Consider the following 17,369-nt stretch of genomic DNA (forward strand, 5'->3'; position numbering starts at 1 on the left):
GCGTTGTTGTGATGTGCAGGACACCCCGACGGAGCATGGGGCGTTGTACAACGTAAGCTGTACCGGTGCCGAATCGCGGCAAGTGGGTCCATAATGCGCGACATCCGGCATCAGCCGCAGGCGCCGCCCGCTGGGCGGCGTGTCCGAAATAGTGCGTATTGGGTCGGCAGTGTAGAACGGGAGATGTGACGGCCATGGCTATGGAGACTCCCCAGCTCAACCACGCTTCTGCCGTTCCCGCGCCGGGTGACGGGCGGTGACCGAAACCGGGACGGCGCGCACCGGGGACCCGGAGCGCGACACCCTCGACAAGGCCGGCGCCGAGAACTTTCCCGTCGCCCCGTTCTTCCTGCCCAGGGCCTGGCGCGACGACCTGATGGCCGTCTACGGCTTCGCCCGCCTCGTCGACGACATCGGTGACGGCGACCTCGCCCCCGGCGGCGCCGACGCCCGCCTCCTGGGTGTCTCCCCGCAGGACGCCGACGACCGGCAGCTCCTCCTCGACGCCTTCGAGGCCGACCTCGGCAAGGTCTTCGACACCACCCCGAACCACCCGCTGCTGCGCAGACTCCAGCACACCGTCCGCCGTTGCTCCCTGACCCCCGAGCCGTTCCTCGCCCTGATCGCCGCCAACCGCCAGGATCAGCTGGTCAAGCGGTACGAGACCTACGACGACCTGCTCGACTACTGCCGGCTGTCCGCCAACCCGGTCGGCCATCTGGTCCTCGCCGTCACCAGCACCAGCACCCCCGAGCGGGTCCGGCACTCCGACGCGATCTGCACCGCCCTGCAGATCGTCGAACACCTCCAGGACGTGGCCGAGGACCTGGGCCGCGACCGTGTCTATCTGCCGGCCGTGGACATGAAGCGCTTTCACGTCCAGGAGGCGGATCTCGCCGCTCCCACAGCAGGCGCATCGGTGCGCGCACTGGTCGCGTACGAGGCGGAACGCGCCCGGAATCTCCTGAATGAGGGCACCCCCCTCGTGGGTAGCGTCCACGGCAGGCTGAGGCTGCTCCTCGCGGGGTTCGTGGCGGGAGGAAGGGCGGCCGTCCACGCGATCACCGCCGCCGAATTCGACGTACTTCCCGGCCCGCCCAAGCCCGGCAAGCTCCGGCTGCTGCGCGAGGTGGGCGCGACCCTGCGAGGAGAGGGGTGATCCGGACCGTGGAGTCGGAACCGCACGCGTCCGCACCGGTACTCGCCGCCTACAGCTACTGCGAGGCCGTCACCGCGCGGCAGGCCCGCAACTTCGCCTACGGCATCAGACTTCTGCCGACGCCCAAGCGCCGCGCGATGTCCGCGCTGTACGCGTTCTCCCGGCGCGTCGACGACATCGGTGACGGCGCGCTCGCCGTCGAGGTCAAAACGGCCCGGCTGGAGGAGGCCAGAGCGCTGCTCACCCGGATCCGGGACAACTCCGTCGACGAGGACGACACGGACCCCGTCGCGGTGGCCCTCGCCCACGCCGGACAGGCCTTCCCGATCCCGCTCGACGCCCTCGACGAACTCATCGACGGCGTCCTCATGGACGTACGCGGCGAGACCTACGAGACCTGGGACGACCTGAAGGTCTACTGCCGCTGTGTCGCCGGTGCCATCGGCCGGCTCTCGCTCGGCGTCTTCGGCACGGAACCCGGGGCGCGCGGCGCGGAACGCGCGCCGGAGTACGCCGACACCCTCGGGCTCGCGCTCCAACTCACCAACATCCTCAGGGATGTTCGGGAGGACGCGTTGGGCGGCCGTACCTATCTGCCCGCCGACGACCTCGCGAAATTCGGCTGCTCGGCCGGGTTCGCCGGGCCGCTCCCGCCGGCCGACTCCGACTTCGCGGGTCTGGTGCACTTCGAGGTGCGCCGGGCCCGCGCCCTCTTCGCCGAGGGCTACCGCCTGCTGCCGATGCTCGACCGGCGCAGCGGCGCCTGTGTCGCCGCCATGGCCGGCATCTACCGGCGGCTGCTCGACCGCATCGAGCGCGAGCCGGAGGCCGTGCTGCGCGGCCGGGTCTCGCTGCCCGGCCGCGAGAAGGCCTACGTCGCCGTACGCGGCCTGTCCGGTCTGGACGCCCGCCATGTGTCGCGCCATACCGTCAGGAGGCGCGTCTGATGGACAATCTGGGCCAAGGCGAACCCATCGGGGAAAAGTGGTACGCAACCCTCCGCGGCGCCGGCGCGTCCCTGACTGCGACGGCCTGCCGAGGACCGATCCAGCACCTGGGGGAGGGTGCACGATGACCGACGACGCACAGTCCGAGGGACTGCTGGACGTGGACGGTACGGGCCGCCCCCGGAGCACGGCCGTGGTGGTCGGCGGGGGGCTGGCGGGCACCACCGCCGCGCTCTCGCTCGCCGACGCCGGCGTACGGGTCACCCTCCTGGAAGGGCGGCCCCGCCTCGGCGGGCTCGCCTTCTCCTTCCAGCGCGGCAACCTGACCGTTGACAACGGACAGCATGTCTATCTGCGCTGCTGCACCGCCTACCGCTGGTTCCTCGACCGCGTCGACGGGACCGCGCTGGCGCCGCTGCAGGATCGCCTCGACGTGCCGGTTCTCGACGCCGACGCACGGCCCGGACGGCGGCTCGGCAGACTGCGGCGCGACGCGCTGCCCGTACCCCTGCATCTGGGGCGCAGTCTGGCCACGTACACCCATCTCTCGCTCACCGAGCGCGCCAGAGTGGGGCGTGCCGCACTGGCGCTCAAGGCGCTCGACCTCGCGGATCCCGCGTTGGACGAGCGGGACTTCGGCGGCTGGCTGGCCGCGCATGGTCAGTCGGCGCGTGCCGTCGAGGCACTGTGGGACCTCGTGGGGGTCGCCACCCTCAATGCGGTGGCCCAGGACGCCTCCCTCGGGCTCGCCGCGATGGTGTTCAAGACGGGTCTGCTGTCCGACCCGGGCGCGGCCGACATCGGCTGGGCCCATGTCCCGCTGGGTGAACTGCACGACCGGCTGGCCCGCAAGGCGCTCGACTCGGTGGGCGTCCGTACCGAACTGCGTACACGCGTCACCTCCATCTCCCCCCAGCGGAACGGGAATTGGCGCGTCGAGGTTCCCGGCGAGAGCCTCGACGTCGACGCGGTCGTCCTCGCCGTACCGCAGCGCGAGGCGTATGACCTGCTGCCCGAGGGCGCGCTCGACGAGCCCGGGCGGCTGCTGGAGATCGGTACCGCGCCGATCCTCAACGTCCATGTGGTGTACGACCGCAAGGTGCTGAGCAAGCCGTTCTTCGCGGCGCTCGGCTCCCCCGTGCAGTGGGTCTTCGACCGGACCGAGGCGTCCGGGCTGAGCGAGGGCCAGTACCTGGCGCTCTCGCAGTCGGCCGCGCAGGACGAGATCGACGCGCCCGTGTCCGCGCTGCGCGAGCGGTATCTGCCCGAGCTGGAGCGGCTGTTGCCCCCCGCGCGGGGCGCCGAAGTGAAGGACTTCTTCGTGACCCGGGAGCGCACCGCGACCTTCGCTCCCACCCCCGGCGTCGGACGGCTCAGGCCCGGCGCCCGCACCAAGGCACCCGGCCTGTACCTGGCCGGAGCGTGGACCGCCACCGGGTGGCCCGCGACCATGGAGAGTGCGGTCCGCAGCGGCATCGGTGCGGCGGACGCCGCACTGGCCGCTCTGGGCCGGCCCCGAGATCACCTCTTCGACCATGAGGAGGCGGCGTGACGCTCGAAGCGCACCGGACCGGTTCCCGCACTCTCGGTACCGCGAACACATCGACATCTGGAGAGACTGTGCCCACTGTGCCCCCGGCCGTGACGGCCGCTGCGAGGACCGCGGTGGACGTGACCGCGCTCCTGGAGCGCGGGCGGACCCTGGCCACCCCCGTGCTGCGGGCGGCCGTCGATCGGCTGGCGCCGCCCATGGACACCGTCGCCGCCTACCACTTCGGCTGGATCGACGCCCACGGCAACCCGGCGGACGGCGACGGCGGCAAGGCCGTACGCCCCGCACTCGCCGTCATGTCCGCCGAGGTCACCGGCGCCGCACCCGAGGTCGGCATCCCCGGGGCGGTCGCGGTGGAACTGGTGCACAACTTCTCGCTGCTGCACGACGACCTGATGGACGGCGACGAACAACGCCGCCACCGCGACACCGTCTGGAAGGTGCACGGCCCCGCCCAGGCCATCCTCGTCGGCGACGCCCTGATGGTCCTCGCCAACGAGATCCTCCTCGAACTCGGCACCGCCGAGGCGGCCCGCGCCACCCGCCGCATCACCACGGCGACCCGCGCGCTCATCGACGGGCAGGCCCAGGACATCTCCTACGAGCACCGCGAGCGGGTCACCGTCGAGGAGTGCCTGGAGATGGAGGGCAACAAGACCGGCGCCCTGCTCGCCTGCGCCTGCTCCATCGGCGCGGTCCTCGGCGGCGCGGACGACCGCACCGCCGACACACTGGAGAAGTACGGTTACCACCTCGGCCTCGCCTTCCAGGCCGTCGACGACCTGCTGGGCATCTGGGGCGACCCGGTCTCCACGGGCAAGCAGACCTGGAGCGATCTGCGCCAGCGCAAGAAGTCCCTGCCGGTCGTGGCCGCCCTCGCGGCTGGGGGCCCGGCCTCGGAGCAGCTCGGTGACCTCCTCGCCGCCGACGCCAAGAGCAGCGACTTCGAGAACTTCTCCGAGGAGGAGTTCGCCGCGCGCGCCGCCCTCATCGAGGAGGCGGGCGGCCGGGAGTGGACCGCCGAGGAGGCGCGCCGCCAGCACGCGATCGCCATCGAGGCACTGGACTCGATCCGGATGCCCGAGCGGGTGCGGGACCAGTTCGCGGCGCTCGCCGACTTCGTCGTCGTACGGAAGAGATGATCGCCATCCCTCAGGAGCCGACCACGATCGGTCGAATAGGCCTCGCGTAGTCGCCGGCCGGTGCCTTGTCACCGGGCACGCACCGGCCGACGGCTGACCCACCGCAGAGAGATCCGTCCACTGCACGAAGGGGAAGCCATGACAGCGACGACCGACGGAAGCACCGGGGCACTGCCGCCCCGCGCTGCCTCGGCCAGCGACACCGACCACGACACCCCGGTGACGGCAGGGGTCCAGGACGCCGCCACGCACGCCATGCGGCGCGCCACCGCATACCTGCTCTCCCGACAGGACGCCCAGGGCTGGTGGAAGGGCGACCTGGAGACCAACGTCACCATGGACGCCGAGGACCTGCTGCTCCGTCAGTTCCTGGGCATCCGCGACGAGAAGACCACCCAGGCCGCCGCCCTCTTCATCAGAGGCGAGCAGCGTGCGGACGGCACCTGGGCCACCTTCTACGGCGGCCCGCCCGAACTCTCCGCCACCATCGAGGCGTACGTCGCGCTACGGCTGGCCGGGGACGACCCGGCCGAGCCGCACATGGCGAAGGCGTCCGCGTGGATCCGGGAGCGGGGCGGGATCGCCGCCGCCCGGGTCTTCACCCGCATCTGGCTGGCCCTGTTCGGCTGGTGGAAGTGGGACGACCTGCCGGAGATGCCGCCGGAGATCGTCTACTTCCCGAAGTGGATGCCGCTGAACATCTACGACTTCGGGTGCTGGGCCCGCCAGACGGTCGTGCCGCTGACCGTCGTCTCGGCGAAGCGCCCGGTACGGCCCGCACCGTTCCCGCTCGACGAGCTGCACACCGACCCCGGGCGACCGAACCCGCCCAAACCCCTCGCTGCTCTGGGCAGTTGGGAGGGCGCCTTTCAGCGGCTCGACAAGGTCCTGCACGGCTACCACAAGGTGGCGCTGAAGTGGCTGCGCAAGGCGGCCATGAACAGCGCGGCCCGATGGATCATCGAACGACAGGAGAACGACGGCTGCTGGGGTGGCATCCAGCCTCCTGCCGTCTACTCGGTCATCGCGCTGCACCTGCTCGGCTACGACCTGCAACACCCCGTGATGCGGGCCGGGTTGGAGTCCCTCGACCGGTTCGCCGTGTGGCGCGAGGACGGGGCCCGGATGATCGAGGCGTGCCAGTCCCCGGTATGGGACACCTGCCTCGCCACCATCGCCCTCGCCGACGCGGGCCTGCCCGCCGACCATCCCCAACTCGTCAAGGCCGCCGACTGGATGCTCGGCGAGGAGATCGTCCGTCCCGGCGACTGGGCGGTCAAGCGTCCCCAACTGCCGCCCGGCGGCTGGGCGTTCGAGTTCCACAACGACAACTACCCCGACATCGACGACACCGCCGAGGTCGTACTGGCGCTCCGCCGGGTCGAGCACCACGACCCGGAGCGGGTCGAGAAGGCCATCCGGCGCGGGGTGCGCTGGAACCTCGGCATGCAGTCGAGGAACGGGGCCTGGGGCGCCTTCGACGTCGACAACACCAGCCCGTTCCCCAACCGGCTGCCGTTCTGCGACTTCGGCGAGGTGATCGACCCGCCGTCCGCCGACGTCACCGCGCATGTGGTGGAGATGCTCGCGGTCGAGGGGCTGTCCCACGATCCGCGCACCCGGCGGGGCATCGAGTGGCTGCTCGCCGAACAGGAGCCGAACGGCTCATGGTTCGGCCGCTGGGGCGTCAACTACGTCTACGGCACCGGGTCGGTGGTCCCCGCGCTGGTGACCGCAGGGCTGCCCGCCGCGCATCCCGCGATCCGCCGGGCCGTGGCCTGGCTGGAGGCCGTGCAGAACGACGACGGAGGCTGGGGCGAGGACCTGCGCTCCTACCCGGACCCCGCCGCGTGGGGCGGCAAGGGCGCCTCCACCGCCTCCCAGACCGCGTGGGCCCTGCTCGCGCTGCTGGCGGCGGGGGAGCGGGACGCCAAGGCCACCGAACGCGGTATCGAGTGGCTCGCCCAGACCCAGCGGGAGGACGGCGGCTGGGACGAGCCCTACTTCACCGGCACCGGCTTCCCCTGGGACTTCTCGATCAACTACCACCTCTACCGGCAGGTGTTCCCGCTCACCGCACTCGGCCGGTACGTCAACGGCGAGCCGGCCGTCCTGAAAGCCAGGGAAAGCTGATGAACACGCCCGCCGCCCCGGCCCCGCTGCTGATCGCCTGTGCGCTCGGCATCGAGCAGCTCGCCCTGCGCAGCGGCGACCGGGGCGGCGCCGGGGGCCCGGTCACCGTACTGCGCACCGGCATGGGGCCGAGGGCAGCCGAGCGGTCCGTCACCCGACTGCTCGCCGACCCGGGGCTGCGCGACGCGGCCGTGCTGGCCACCGGGTTCTGTGCCGGACTCGCCCCGGGCATGCACCCCGGCGATCTCGTGGTCGCCGAGGAGACCCGGGGCCCGGACGGCGCCGTCACGCCGTGTGTGGGCACCGAACTCCTGGTCAAGGAGCTGGGGCGGGCCGTGCCCGGGCGCATGGTCCACACCGGCCCGCTCACCGGATCCGATCACGTCGTACGCGGTCAGGAACGGTCCGATCTGTTCGCGACCGGGGCGCTCGCGGTCGACATGGAGTCGGCGGTCACGCTCCACTGCGCCGTGAGATCGGGCGTACGCCCGGTTGCGGCCGTCCGGGTGGTCGTGGACGCTCCAGAACATGAACTGGTCCGGATCGGCACGGTACGCGGTGGAATATCAGCTTTCCGCGTTCTTCGTGCCGTTCTCCCCGCCTACTACGAATGGCACCGTTCTTTGCTGCTCCCCAGGAGGTGAGCCAGATGGCCATGCCGCTCCGCCAGTCCATCAAGGTGGCGACGTATCTCGCTGAACAGAAGCTCCGCAAGCGGGACAAGTTCCCGCTGATCGTCGAGCTGGAACCGCTCTACGCCTGCAATCTGAAGTGCGAGGGCTGCGGCAAGATCCAGCACCCCGCGGGCGTGCTCAAGCAGCGCATGCCGGTGGCGCAGGCCGTGGGCGCAGTCCTGGAGTCCGGCGCGCCGATGGTGTCGATCGCGGGCGGCGAGCCCCTGATGCACCCTCAGATCGACGAGATCGTACGACAGCTCGTGGCCAGGAAGAAGTACGTGTTCCTGTGCACCAACGCGATGCTGCTGCGCAAGAAGATGGGCGAGTTCAAGCCCTCGCCGTACTTCGCTTTCGCCGTCCACATCGACGGGCTGCGGGAGCGGCACGACGAGTCGGTGGCGAAGGAGGGGGTGTTCGACGAGGCCGTGGCCGCCATCAAGGAGGCCAAGAGGCGCGGCTTCCGGGTGACCACCAACTCGACCTTCTTCAACACCGACACCCCGCAGACCATCATCGAGGTCCTCAACTACCTCAATGACGACCTCAAGGTCGACGAGATGATGATCTCTCCCGCCTACGCCTACGAGAAGGCCCCCGACCAGGAGCACTTCCTCGGCGTGGAGCAGACCCGCGAACTGTTCAAGAAGGCCTTCGCGGGCGGCAACCGGCGGCGCTGGCGGCTCAACCACTCGCCCCTGTTCCTCGACTTCCTGGAGGGCAAGGTCGACTTCCCGTGCACGGCGTGGGCGATCCCGAACTACTCGCTCTTCGGCTGGCAGAGGCCCTGCTATCTGATGAGCGACGGGTACGTCACGACGTACCGGGAGCTGATCGAGGACACCGACTGGGACGCGTACGGCCGCGGCAAGGACCCGCGCTGCGCCAACTGCATGGCGCACTGCGGTTACGAGCCGACCGCCGTCCTCGCCACCATGGGATCACTGAAGGAGTCCCTGCGCGCCATGCGTGAGACCGTCTCCGGGAACCAGGGGTGATGTGATGACCGCCGTGTCGCTGGGCGTCCCCGACATGCCCGCCCGACCGGTCGCGGAGCGCCGCCTCGCGCGGCGGATCCAGGTCGGTCCGGTGGCCGTGGGGGGCGGGGCCCCGGTGTCGGTGCAGTCGATGACGACGACCCGTACGTCGGACATCGGCGCCACCCTGCAGCAGATCGCGGAGCTCACCGCGTCCGGCTGCCAGATCGTCCGGGTCGCCTGCCCCACGCAGGACGACGCGGACGCCCTCGCCACCATCGCCCGCAAGTCGCAGATCCCGGTGATCGCGGACATCCACTTCCAGCCGAAGTACGTGTTCGCGGCGATCGAGGCCGGGTGTGCGGCGGTGCGGGTGAACCCCGGCAACATCAAGCAGTTCGACGACAAGGTGAAGGAGATCGCGGGGGCGGCGAAGGAGCACGGGACACCGATCCGGATCGGGGTCAACGCCGGCTCGCTCGACAAGCGGCTCCTGCGGAAGTACGGCAAGGCGACGCCCGAGGCGCTGGTGGAGTCCGCGCTGTGGGAGGCGTCGCTGTTCGAGGAGCACGACTTCCGGGACATCAAGATCTCCGTCAAGCACAACGACCCGGTCGTGATGATCGAGGCGTACCGCCAGTTGGCGGATCAGTGCGACTACCCGTTGCATCTGGGTGTGACGGAGGCCGGTCCGACCTTCCAGGGGACCATCAAGTCCGCCGTCGCCTTCGGGGCGCTGCTCAGTGAGGGGATCGGCGACACGATCCGGGTCTCGCTGAGCGCTCCGCCCGCCGAGGAGGTCAAGGTCGGCATCCAGATCCTGGAGTCACTGAACCTGCGGCAGCGGCGGCTGGAGATCGTGTCGTGTCCGTCGTGCGGGCGGGCGCAGGTCGATGTGTACCGGCTGGCGGACGAGGTGACCGCCGGGCTGGAGGGCATGGAGGTGCCGTTGCGGGTGGCCGTCATGGGCTGCGTCGTCAACGGCCCCGGGGAGGCGCGGGAGGCGGACCTGGGGGTCGCCTCCGGCAACGGCAAGGGGCAGATCTTCGTGAAGGGCGAGGTCATCAAGACCGTCCCCGAGTCGAAGATCGTGGAGACCCTCATCGACGAGGCGATGAAGATCGCCGAGCAGATGGAGAAGGACGGCGTCGCGTCGGGGGAGCCGGCGGTCACCGTGAGCTGACAACACGGGCTGAGAGAGCACGGATCGAGAGGGGGCCCGACGTGACGATTCTGGAGAGCATCCGGCAACCGCGCGACCTGAAGGCGCTGAGCGAGGCGGAACTCGGTGAACTGGCCGAAGAGATCCGGGAGTTCCTGGTGCACGCGGTCGCCAGGACGGGTGGTCACCTGGGGCCCAATCTGGGGGTGGTGGAACTCTCCGTCGCGCTCCACCGGGTCTTCGAGTCACCCGTCGACCGCATCGTCTGGGACACCGGACACCAGAGCTATGTGCACAAGCTTCTGACCGGACGTCAGGACTTCTCCAAGCTGCGCGGCAAGGGCGGCCTGTCCGGCTATCCCTCGCGCGAGGAGTCCGAGCACGACATCGTCGAGAACAGTCACGCCTCCACCGCACTCGGCTGGGCGGACGGCCTCGCCAAGGCCCGCCAGGTGCGGGGGGAGAAGGGCCATGTGGTCGCGGTCATCGGCGACGGCGCGCTGACCGGCGGCATGGCCTGGGAGGCGCTGAACAACATCGCGGCCGCCAAGGACCGGCCGCTGATCATCGTCGTCAACGACAACGAGCGCTCGTACTCCCCGACCATCGGCGGTCTCGCCACCCACCTCGCGACCCTGCGGACCACCGACGGCTACGAGCAGTTCCTCGCCTGGGGCAAGGACGTCCTGCTGAGCACACCGGTCGTCGGCCACCAGGTCTACGAGGCGCTGCACGGGGCGAAGAAGGGCTTCAAGGACGCGTTCGCACCGCAGGGCATGTTCGAGGACCTGGGCCTGAAGTACGTCGGCCCGATCGACGGGCACGACGTCAAGGCGGTCGAGTCGGCGCTGCGCCGCGCCAAGCGCTTCCACGGGCCCGTCCTCGTCCACTGCCTGACGCAGAAGGGGCGTGGGTACGAGCCCGCGCTCGCCAACGAGGAGGACCACTTCCACACGGTCGGCGTGATGGACCCACTGACCTGCGAACCGCTCACCCCCGCCGGCGGACCGTCCTGGACCTCGGTCTTCGGCGACGAGATCGTACGGATCGGCGACGAGCGCGAGGACGTCGTCGCCATCACGGCGGCGATGCTGCACCCGGTCGGGCTCGGCAAGTTCGCGGAGAAGTACCCGGACCGGGTGTGGGACGTCGGGATAGCCGAGCAGCACGCGGCGGTGTCGGCGGCCGGGCTCGCCACCGGCGGACTCCACCCGGTCGTGGCGGTCTACGCGACCTTCCTCAACCGGGCCTTCGACCAGTTGCTGATGGACGTGGCGCTGCACCGGTGCGGGGTCACCTTCGTCCTGGACCGGGCCGGTGTGACGGGTGTCGACGGTCCGTCACACAACGGTATGTGGGACATGTCGATCCTCCAGGTCGTGCCGGGGCTGCGGATCGCCGCGCCGCGTGACGCCGACCAGCTGCGGGCGCAGCTGCGGGAGGCGGTCGCCGTCGACGACGCTCCCACGCTGATCCGGTTCCCGAAGGAGTCGGTGGGGCCGGAGATCCCGTCCCTGGAACAGGTGGGCGGCATGGACGTCCTGCACCGCTCCTCGTCCTCGGACCGTCCGGAGGTGCTGCTGGTCGCCGTCGGCGTGATGGCGTCGGTGTGCCTGCAGGCCGCCGAGCTGCTTCAGGCGCGGGGCATCGGCTGCACCGTCGTCGACCCGCGCTGGGTCAAGCCGGTCGATCCGGCGCTGCCGTGGCTCGCCGACGAACACCGGCTGGTGGCCGTCGTGGAGGACAACAGCCGGGCCGCCGGAGTCGGTTCGGCGGTCGCGCTGGCTCTGGGGGACGCCGAAGTCGACGTACCCGTACGGCGGTTCGGGATTCCGGAGCAGTTCCTCCCGCACGCCAAGCGCGGGGAGGTACTGGCGGACATAGGTCTGACACCGGTCGAGATCGCCGGGCGGATCAGCGCCTCGCTGGCCGCCAAGGACGAGTTCGCGAAGCCCGACCTGCCCGAGGCCGAGCTTTCCAAGGAGAAACCGGAATGACCACCGTGGAACCCGCCGCCGGAACCGAGGAGTTCGACCTCGGCAGACTCCTCGCCGAACGTGGCGCCGAGCGCTACGAACTCCACGCCCGGCACCTCAACCACCAACTCCCGCGCATGCTGCACACCATCGGCTTCGACAAGGTGTACGAGCGGGCCGAGGGCGCGTACTTCTGGGACGCGGACGGTGACGACTACCTGGACATGCTCGCCGGGTTCGGGGTGATGGGGCTCGGCCGCCACCACCCCGTGGTCCGCAAGGCGCTGCACGACGTGCTCGACGCGCGGCTCGCCGACCTGACCCGCTTCGACTGCCAGCCACTGCCCGGGCTGCTCGCGGAGAAGCTGCTCACCCACAGTCCGCACCTGGACCGGGTGTTCTTCGGCAACAGCGGCACCGAGGCCGTCGAGACCGCGCTGAAGTTCGCCCGGTACGCCACCGGCAGACCGCGGGTCCTGTACTGCGACCACGCCTTCCACGGGCTGACCACCGGCTCGCTGTCCGTGAACGGCGAGCCCGGCTTCCGGGACGGCTTCGCACCGCTGCTGCCCGACACGGCCGTACCCCTCGGTGATCTCGACTCCCTCGCACGGGAGTTGAAGAAGGGCGATGTCGCCGCGCTCGTCGTGGAGCCCATTCAGGGCAAGGGTGTGCACGAGGCGCCGCCCGGATATCTGCGCGCCGCCCAGGAACTGCTGCACCGGCACAGGGCGCTGCTGATCGTCGACGAGGTGCAGACCGGGCTCGGGCGGACCGGGGACTTCTACGCCTACCAGCACGAGGACGGCGTCGAGCCGGACCTGGTGTGCGTGGCGAAGGCGCTCTCCGGCGGCTATGTCCCGGTCGGGGCGACCCTCGGCAGGGAGTGGATCTTCAAGAAGGTCTACTCGTCGATGGACCGCGTCCTCGTCCACTCGGCGAGCTTCGGCTCCAACGCCCAGGCCATGGCCGCCGGGCTCGCCGTCCTCTCGGTCATGGAGAACGAGCAGATCGTGGCGGGCGCCCGGGCCACCGGGTCGCTGCTGAAGAGCCGGCTCGCGGCACTGGTCGACAAGTACGAGCTGCTCAGCGACGTACGCGGCCGGGGGCTGATGATCGGCATCGAATTCGGCAGGCCCAAGTCGCTGAAGCTGCGCAGTCGTTGGACGATGCTCCAGGCGGCCCGCAAGGGACTGTTCGCGCAGATGGTCGTCGTACCGCTGCTGCAGCGGCACCGCATCCTCACCCAGGTCTCCGGCGACCATCTGGAGGTGATCAAGCTGATCCCGCCGCTGGTCATCGGGGAGCGGGAGGTCGACCGGTTCGTCGAGGCCTTCACCGCGGTGATGGACGACGCGCACGGCGGGGGCGGACTGATGTGGGACTTCGGCAAGACGCTGGTGAAACAGGCGGTGGCCAACCGGTAGTGCGCAGGGCCGCCGGTGGTGCGGCCCGGTTTTGCCTCCGAGGCAAGAAATTTGCCCCACAGGCAAAGCTCCGGCTGAATGGAGGGCATGAGCCCTTCCGAGGGTACGAACCCTCCCGAGCCCCCGTTGAACGGGGAACTGCCCGCGGTCGCTCCGCAGTTGCGGGCCCTGCGCCGCCGGGCCTCCCTCACCCTGGAGGCGGCGGCCCGCGCCGCCGGGCTGTCGCCCGCGCACCTCTCCCGGCTGGAGACCGGGCAGCGCCAGCCCTCACTGCCGATGCTGCTCGCGCTGGCCCGTATCTACGGTACGACGGTCTCGGAGCTGCTCGGCGAGACCGTCGCCGAGCGGGACGCCGTACTCCGCGCGTCCGAGATGGAGCCGACCGAGGCCGGCGGCTGGACCTATTGGCAGGCGGGCGCGCCCGGGCGTGGGATGCAGGCGCTGCGTGTCCATGTGCCGCACGGCTCGCAGGGCGACATCGTCCGCGTCCATCCCGGCGAGGAATGGCTGTACGTCCTGAAGGGGCGGCTGCGGCTGCGCCTCGGGGACACCACGCATCTGCTCGCGCCCGGGGACAGCGCGCACTTCGACTCGCTGACCCCGCACCGCATCGCCGCCGCCGACCACGACGGCGCCGACTTCCTGTTCGTCCACACCCTCTTGCAGAGCCCGACCGCCGCGCTGTGCCTCGGGCCGACCACCCCTGGAGAGACCCCGTGACCGACCTGGAAGAGAAGTTCCCCCGCGCCCTGTGGGTGCGGCTCATCATCTACATCGCGGCCGGCCATCTCTTCGCGGCCTTCGTCTATCTGCTGTTCGAGGTGGGTGCCCAGCAGTAGGCGTGCGGTCGGGGCCGGCCGGTCGCCTAGTCGAGCAGTCGCTCGCGCAGCCGCTCCCGGGTCTGCGGGGTCACCTTCAGGCCCTGCTCCAGATATGTGTCCACATCGCCCCAGGTTTCCTCGACCGTGTCGAAGGCCGTCTGGAGGTACTCGGCGCGGGCGTCGAACAGTGGGCTCAACAGCTCCATGACCTCCGGGGAGTAGGCGCTCGCGGAGGTGCTGCTGCGGTGCACCTTGTAACGGCGGTGCTTGGCGTTCGACTCCAGGTAGTCGGCGACGATGGCCGCGCGCTCGACGCCCAGGGCGAGGAGGGTGATGGCGATGGAGAGGCCCGCTCGGTCCTTGCCCGCCGCGCAGTGCATCAGCGCGGGCACGCTGTCCTCGGCCAGCGCGTGCAGCACACGGGAGTGCTCGGCCGTGCGGTGCTTGATGATGGTCCGGTAGGAGGCGATCATCCGGCCGGCCCCCTTGCCGTCGTCGAGCAGTGCGCGCAGTTGGTCCAGATCGCCGTCGCGGACCATCTTCCAGAACTCGGCGCCGTCCGCCGGGTCGCTCAGCGGTAGATTCACGTTGAGCACGCCGGGCAGCTCGACGTCCGGGCCCTCCAGCTTCTGATCGGCCGCGTTACGGAAGTCGAAGACCGTGTGCAGACCGAGGGAGGCCAGGAACGCGGTGTCCTCGTCGGTCGCGTGCGCGAGGTGACCACTGCGGAACAGCACCCCGTGGCGCACCCGACGGCCGTCCACGGTCGGCAGACCGCCCACATCGCGGAAGTTGCGCACTCCGGTCAGCTCGGGCTCGGTCGACGGGACCTGCTGCGTCACTGGGGCTCCTCCCATCCGGCCGCCGGCGCCGAACGTCGACGGGCGCGCACTCGACACCGAGGCGCGCCCTCGACGATACGACATGGGTGCGTACGCCAATGAGTTGTCCACAGGGGCCGCGGCACGGCCCGCTGCGGTTGTCCACAGGTGTCGCGAAGGCCCCGTCGGTAGTTGTCCACAGGTGCCGCGAGCGCCCGCGACGACCTGCGATGATGTTGAGCCCGATCGCACCTGTTCGAATCTGTGGGGATCTGATGTTGGAAATCGGCGCCGACGGCCGGACCTGGCTTCTTGCGGGCCCCAGGAGCAGCTATGCCCTGCGGCTCACGGAGAACGACGAGCTGCTGCACCTGCACTGGGGCCCGCGGATCGCGCTCGCCGACGCCGAGGAACTGGCCGCCCGGCAGCAGTTGCCGTACTGGCCGTTCGAGGCCCCGGTCGACGGGCACGAGGAATACCCCGTCGAGGGCGGCCCCCGCTTCACCCGCCCCGCCCTCTCCGTGCGCACGGACGAGCGGCGCGGCACCGAGTGGGCCTTCCAGGCGTACGAGGCCGACGGCGACGAGCTGCGGCTGCGGTTCACCGACGGCGGCCTCGGCATCACACTGCACTACCGGATGCGCGACGACGTGATCGAGCGCTGGGTGACCCTCGCCAACGAAGGACCGGCGGTGGAGCTGCTGCGGGCCGACTCGGCGACCTGGACGCTGCCGCAGAGGGAGGAGGCCTGGCGGCTGTCCCAGCTGCACGGGCGATGGGCGGCCGAGTCCCGGCTGGTGCGCGGGGACCTCACCTACGGCGAGAAGGTGATCGGCAGCCGGCGGGGGCACACCGGGCACCAGCATCTGCCCTGGGTCGCCCTCGACACCGACGCCACCGAGGAGCGCGGCGAGGTCTACGGCTGCGCCCTCGGCTGGTCGGGGTCCTGGCGGATCGCGGTCGCCCAACTCCCGGACGCGCGCGTGCAGATCACCGGCGGCGCCGGATACGACGAGTCCGGTCTGCTGCGGCTGGAGGCGGGCGGGACGTTCACCACCCCCGTCTTCGCCGGTCTGTGGAGCGACGACGGCTTCGGCGGGGCCAGCCGCGCCTGGCACACGTATCAGCGGACGTACGTCATCCCGGACGCCGACCAGGACCGGCCGGTGCTCTTCAACTCCTGGGAGGCCACCGAGTTCGACATCTCGGAGGAGCAGCAGGGGACGCTCGCGCGGCGGGCGGCGGCCATCGGGGTCGAGCTGTTCGTGGTGGACGACGGCTGGTTCGGCGCGCGTACCAGCGACCGGGCCGGGCTCGGCGACTGGACCCCCAACCCCGACCGTTTCCCGAAGGGGCTGACGCCGCTCGCCGACTATGTGCACGCCCTCGGTATGCAGTTCGGCATCTGGGTCGAGCCCGAGATGGTCAATCCGGACAGCGAGTTGTACCGGGCGCACCCCGAATGGGCCCAGTTCCAACCGGGACGAAAGCGGACGGAGCTGCGCAATCAGCTCGTACTCAATCTCGCGCGTGAGGACGTCCAGGAATATCTCTGGGGGCAGTTGAACGGGCTCCTCTCCAGCGCGCCGATCGACTATGTGAAGTGGGACTTCAACCGCTGCTTCACGGATGCCGGCTGGCCCGGCGAGCCGTACCCGCAGAAGGTATGGGTGGAGCACGTGCACGCTTTCTACGCCTTGCTGGACCGGCTGCGGGCCGCGCACCCGGGGGTGGCGTTCGAGTCGTGCTCGGGCGGCGGCGGCCGTATCGACCTCGGGGTGATGGCGCGGACGGACCAGGTGTGGACCTCCGACAACACCGACCCGCTCGACCGGCTCGCCATCCAGCACGGCTTCAGCCAGATCCACCCGGCCCGGACCATGGCCGCCTGGGTCACCGACAGCCCGAACAACCAGCTCAACGGCCGGGTCAGCTCGCTGCGCTTCCGCTTCGTCAGTGCCATGGCGGGCGTGCTCGGTGTCGGCGGCGACCTCACCGAGTGGACCGAGGAGGAGCTGGCCGAGGCGCGGGACTGGGTGGAGCTGTACAAGGAGATCCGGCCGGTCGTGCAGCGCGGCGACCTCTACCGGTTGCGGCCGCCGACGGGCGGGCTGAGCGCCGTGCAGTACGTCCACGGCGACGAGGTCGTCGTCCTGGCCTGGCTCCAGGCCCAGCACTACGGCGAGCCGCTCGCGCCGATCCGGCTGCGTGGCCTCGACCCGACAGAAGCGTACGAGTGTCGCGAAACGGGCGAAGTGCACCGAGGTGCGGTGCTGTTGCATCACGGGTTGCGGACGGGGCTGCGTGGTGACTTCGATGCGATGGTTATCCGCTTGCGTCGCACTTGAGTGAACTGTCCGAAATAGAGCTGTAATTCCAACAAGCCCTGGAATAAAGCCTACTGGGTCGTAGGTGCGTGAGCAGCGTCATATTCGTGACGTTCTGTGGCCGTCATGTCCACGTAATTCGTGGGGGTTTCCAGGGCGGTTGGAAAATGCCAAAGGCCGGTCTTTTACGGAGTGTGATCGTGAATTGATGTAAGGATCAGGGAGGAAGACGCACAGGAAGTCCCAATGGT

General features: G+C 70.2%; 15 protein-coding genes. 14 read left to right on the forward strand and 1 reads right to left on the reverse strand.

All coding sequences use genetic code 11. The features are described 5' to 3' along the window. Positions 1–256 precede the first annotated feature (256 nt). The 13 genes from hpnC (at position 257) to JIX55_RS42240 (ending at position 13,988) form a co-directional block, all read left to right on the forward strand. Positions 257–1,159 carry a squalene synthase HpnC gene (gene hpnC / locus JIX55_RS42185; protein WP_257568479.1) on the forward strand — a complete coding sequence of 301 codons (903 nt, stop codon included), beginning with the start codon at positions 257–259 and terminating at the stop codon, positions 1,157–1,159. Further along, a complete protein-coding gene (gene hpnD / locus JIX55_RS42190) occupies positions 1,156–2,106 on the forward strand; it encodes a presqualene diphosphate synthase HpnD (protein ID WP_257568480.1) in 951 nt (316 codons plus the stop codon). The genes hpnC and hpnD overlap by 4 nt, the downstream gene beginning before the upstream one ends. Continuing rightward, positions 2,106–2,234 carry a DUF6380 family protein gene (locus tag JIX55_RS51655; RefSeq protein ID WP_443046659.1) on the forward strand — a complete coding sequence of 43 codons (129 nt, stop codon included), beginning with the start codon at positions 2,106–2,108 and terminating at the stop codon, positions 2,232–2,234. Before hpnD ends, JIX55_RS51655 begins: the two co-directional genes overlap by 1 nt. Next, complete coding sequence (gene hpnE / locus JIX55_RS42195; RefSeq protein WP_257568481.1) at positions 2,231–3,658, forward strand: hydroxysqualene dehydroxylase HpnE; 1,428 nt, start codon at positions 2,231–2,233, stop codon at positions 3,656–3,658. The genes JIX55_RS51655 and hpnE overlap by 4 nt, the downstream gene beginning before the upstream one ends. A 68-nt stretch (positions 3,659–3,726) precedes the next feature. Beyond that, positions 3,727–4,800, forward strand: a complete 1,074-nt coding sequence (locus tag JIX55_RS42200; RefSeq protein ID WP_257568482.1) for a polyprenyl synthetase family protein — start codon at positions 3,727–3,729, stop codon at positions 4,798–4,800. Between the two features lie 138 nt (positions 4,801–4,938). After that, positions 4,939–6,933, forward strand: a complete 1,995-nt coding sequence (gene shc / locus JIX55_RS42205; protein ID WP_257568483.1) for a squalene--hopene cyclase — start codon at positions 4,939–4,941, stop codon at positions 6,931–6,933. Then, positions 6,933–7,577 carry a phosphorylase family protein gene (locus tag JIX55_RS42210; RefSeq protein ID WP_257568484.1) on the forward strand — a complete coding sequence of 215 codons (645 nt, stop codon included), beginning with the start codon at positions 6,933–6,935 and terminating at the stop codon, positions 7,575–7,577. Before shc ends, JIX55_RS42210 begins: the two co-directional genes overlap by 1 nt. Positions 7,578–7,582: 5 nt before the next feature. Continuing rightward, complete coding sequence (gene hpnH, locus JIX55_RS42215; protein ID WP_257568485.1) at positions 7,583–8,605, forward strand: adenosyl-hopene transferase HpnH; 1,023 nt, start codon at positions 7,583–7,585, stop codon at positions 8,603–8,605. A 4-nt stretch (positions 8,606–8,609) separates the two neighbouring features. Beyond that, complete coding sequence (gene ispG / locus JIX55_RS42220) at positions 8,610–9,767, forward strand: flavodoxin-dependent (E)-4-hydroxy-3-methylbut-2-enyl-diphosphate synthase (RefSeq protein ID WP_257568486.1); 1,158 nt, start codon at positions 8,610–8,612, stop codon at positions 9,765–9,767. A 41-nt stretch (positions 9,768–9,808) separates the two neighbouring features. Continuing rightward, a complete protein-coding gene (gene dxs / locus JIX55_RS42225) occupies positions 9,809–11,743 on the forward strand; it encodes a 1-deoxy-D-xylulose-5-phosphate synthase (protein ID WP_257568488.1) in 1,935 nt (644 codons plus the stop codon). Beyond that, the gene (locus JIX55_RS42230) at positions 11,740–13,149 is read left to right on the forward strand and encodes an aspartate aminotransferase family protein (protein ID WP_257568489.1); all 1,410 of its coding nucleotides are present in this window, start codon (positions 11,740–11,742) and stop codon (positions 13,147–13,149) included. The genes dxs and JIX55_RS42230 overlap by 4 nt, the downstream gene beginning before the upstream one ends. Before the next feature lie 87 nt (positions 13,150–13,236). After that, on the forward strand, positions 13,237–13,869 hold the full coding sequence (locus JIX55_RS42235; protein WP_257568490.1) for a helix-turn-helix domain-containing protein: 633 nt from the start codon (positions 13,237–13,239) through the stop codon (positions 13,867–13,869). Then, on the forward strand, positions 13,866–13,988 hold the full coding sequence (locus JIX55_RS42240) for a DUF6126 family protein (RefSeq protein WP_257568491.1): 123 nt from the start codon (positions 13,866–13,868) through the stop codon (positions 13,986–13,988). Before JIX55_RS42235 ends, JIX55_RS42240 begins: the two co-directional genes overlap by 4 nt. Before the next feature lie 26 nt (positions 13,989–14,014). On the opposite strand, the gene JIX55_RS42245 is transcribed toward JIX55_RS42240, so the two are convergent. Next, on the reverse strand, positions 14,015–14,812 hold the full coding sequence (locus tag JIX55_RS42245; protein ID WP_257568492.1) for a tyrosine-protein phosphatase: 798 nt from the start codon (positions 14,810–14,812) through the stop codon (positions 14,015–14,017). Positions 14,813–15,066: 254 nt separating this feature from the next. Between JIX55_RS42245 and JIX55_RS42250 the strand changes: the two genes are divergently transcribed. Next, positions 15,067–17,139: an alpha-galactosidase gene (locus JIX55_RS42250; RefSeq protein WP_257568493.1), complete on the forward strand. Its 2,073-nt coding sequence runs from the start codon at positions 15,067–15,069 to the stop codon at positions 17,137–17,139. Positions 17,140–17,369 lie beyond the last annotated feature (230 nt).

This window comes from Streptomyces sp. DSM 40750 (assembly GCF_024612035.1).
Classification (GTDB): Bacteria; Actinomycetota; Actinomycetes; order Streptomycetales; family Streptomycetaceae; genus Streptomyces.

Coding starts and splice junctions, on each gene's coding strand:
- hpnH (WP_257568485.1), top strand. CDS start 7,583: ATGGCCATGCCGCTCCGCCAGTCCATCAAGGTGGCGACGTATCTCGCT.
- JIX55_RS42210 (WP_257568484.1), top strand. CDS start 6,933: ATGAACACGCCCGCCGCCCCGGCCCCGCTGCTGATCGCCTGTGCGCTC.
- shc (WP_257568483.1), top strand. CDS start 4,939: ATGACAGCGACGACCGACGGAAGCACCGGGGCACTGCCGCCCCGCGCT.
- JIX55_RS51655 (WP_443046659.1), top strand. CDS start 2,106: ATGGACAATCTGGGCCAAGGCGAACCCATCGGGGAAAAGTGGTACGCA.
- ispG (WP_257568486.1), top strand. CDS start 8,610: ATGACCGCCGTGTCGCTGGGCGTCCCCGACATGCCCGCCCGACCGGTC.
- JIX55_RS42235 (WP_257568490.1), top strand. CDS start 13,237: ATGAGCCCTTCCGAGGGTACGAACCCTCCCGAGCCCCCGTTGAACGGG.
- hpnE (WP_257568481.1), top strand. CDS start 2,231: ATGACCGACGACGCACAGTCCGAGGGACTGCTGGACGTGGACGGTACG.
- JIX55_RS42250 (WP_257568493.1), top strand. CDS start 15,067: ATGTTGGAAATCGGCGCCGACGGCCGGACCTGGCTTCTTGCGGGCCCC.
- JIX55_RS42230 (WP_257568489.1), top strand. CDS start 11,740: ATGACCACCGTGGAACCCGCCGCCGGAACCGAGGAGTTCGACCTCGGC.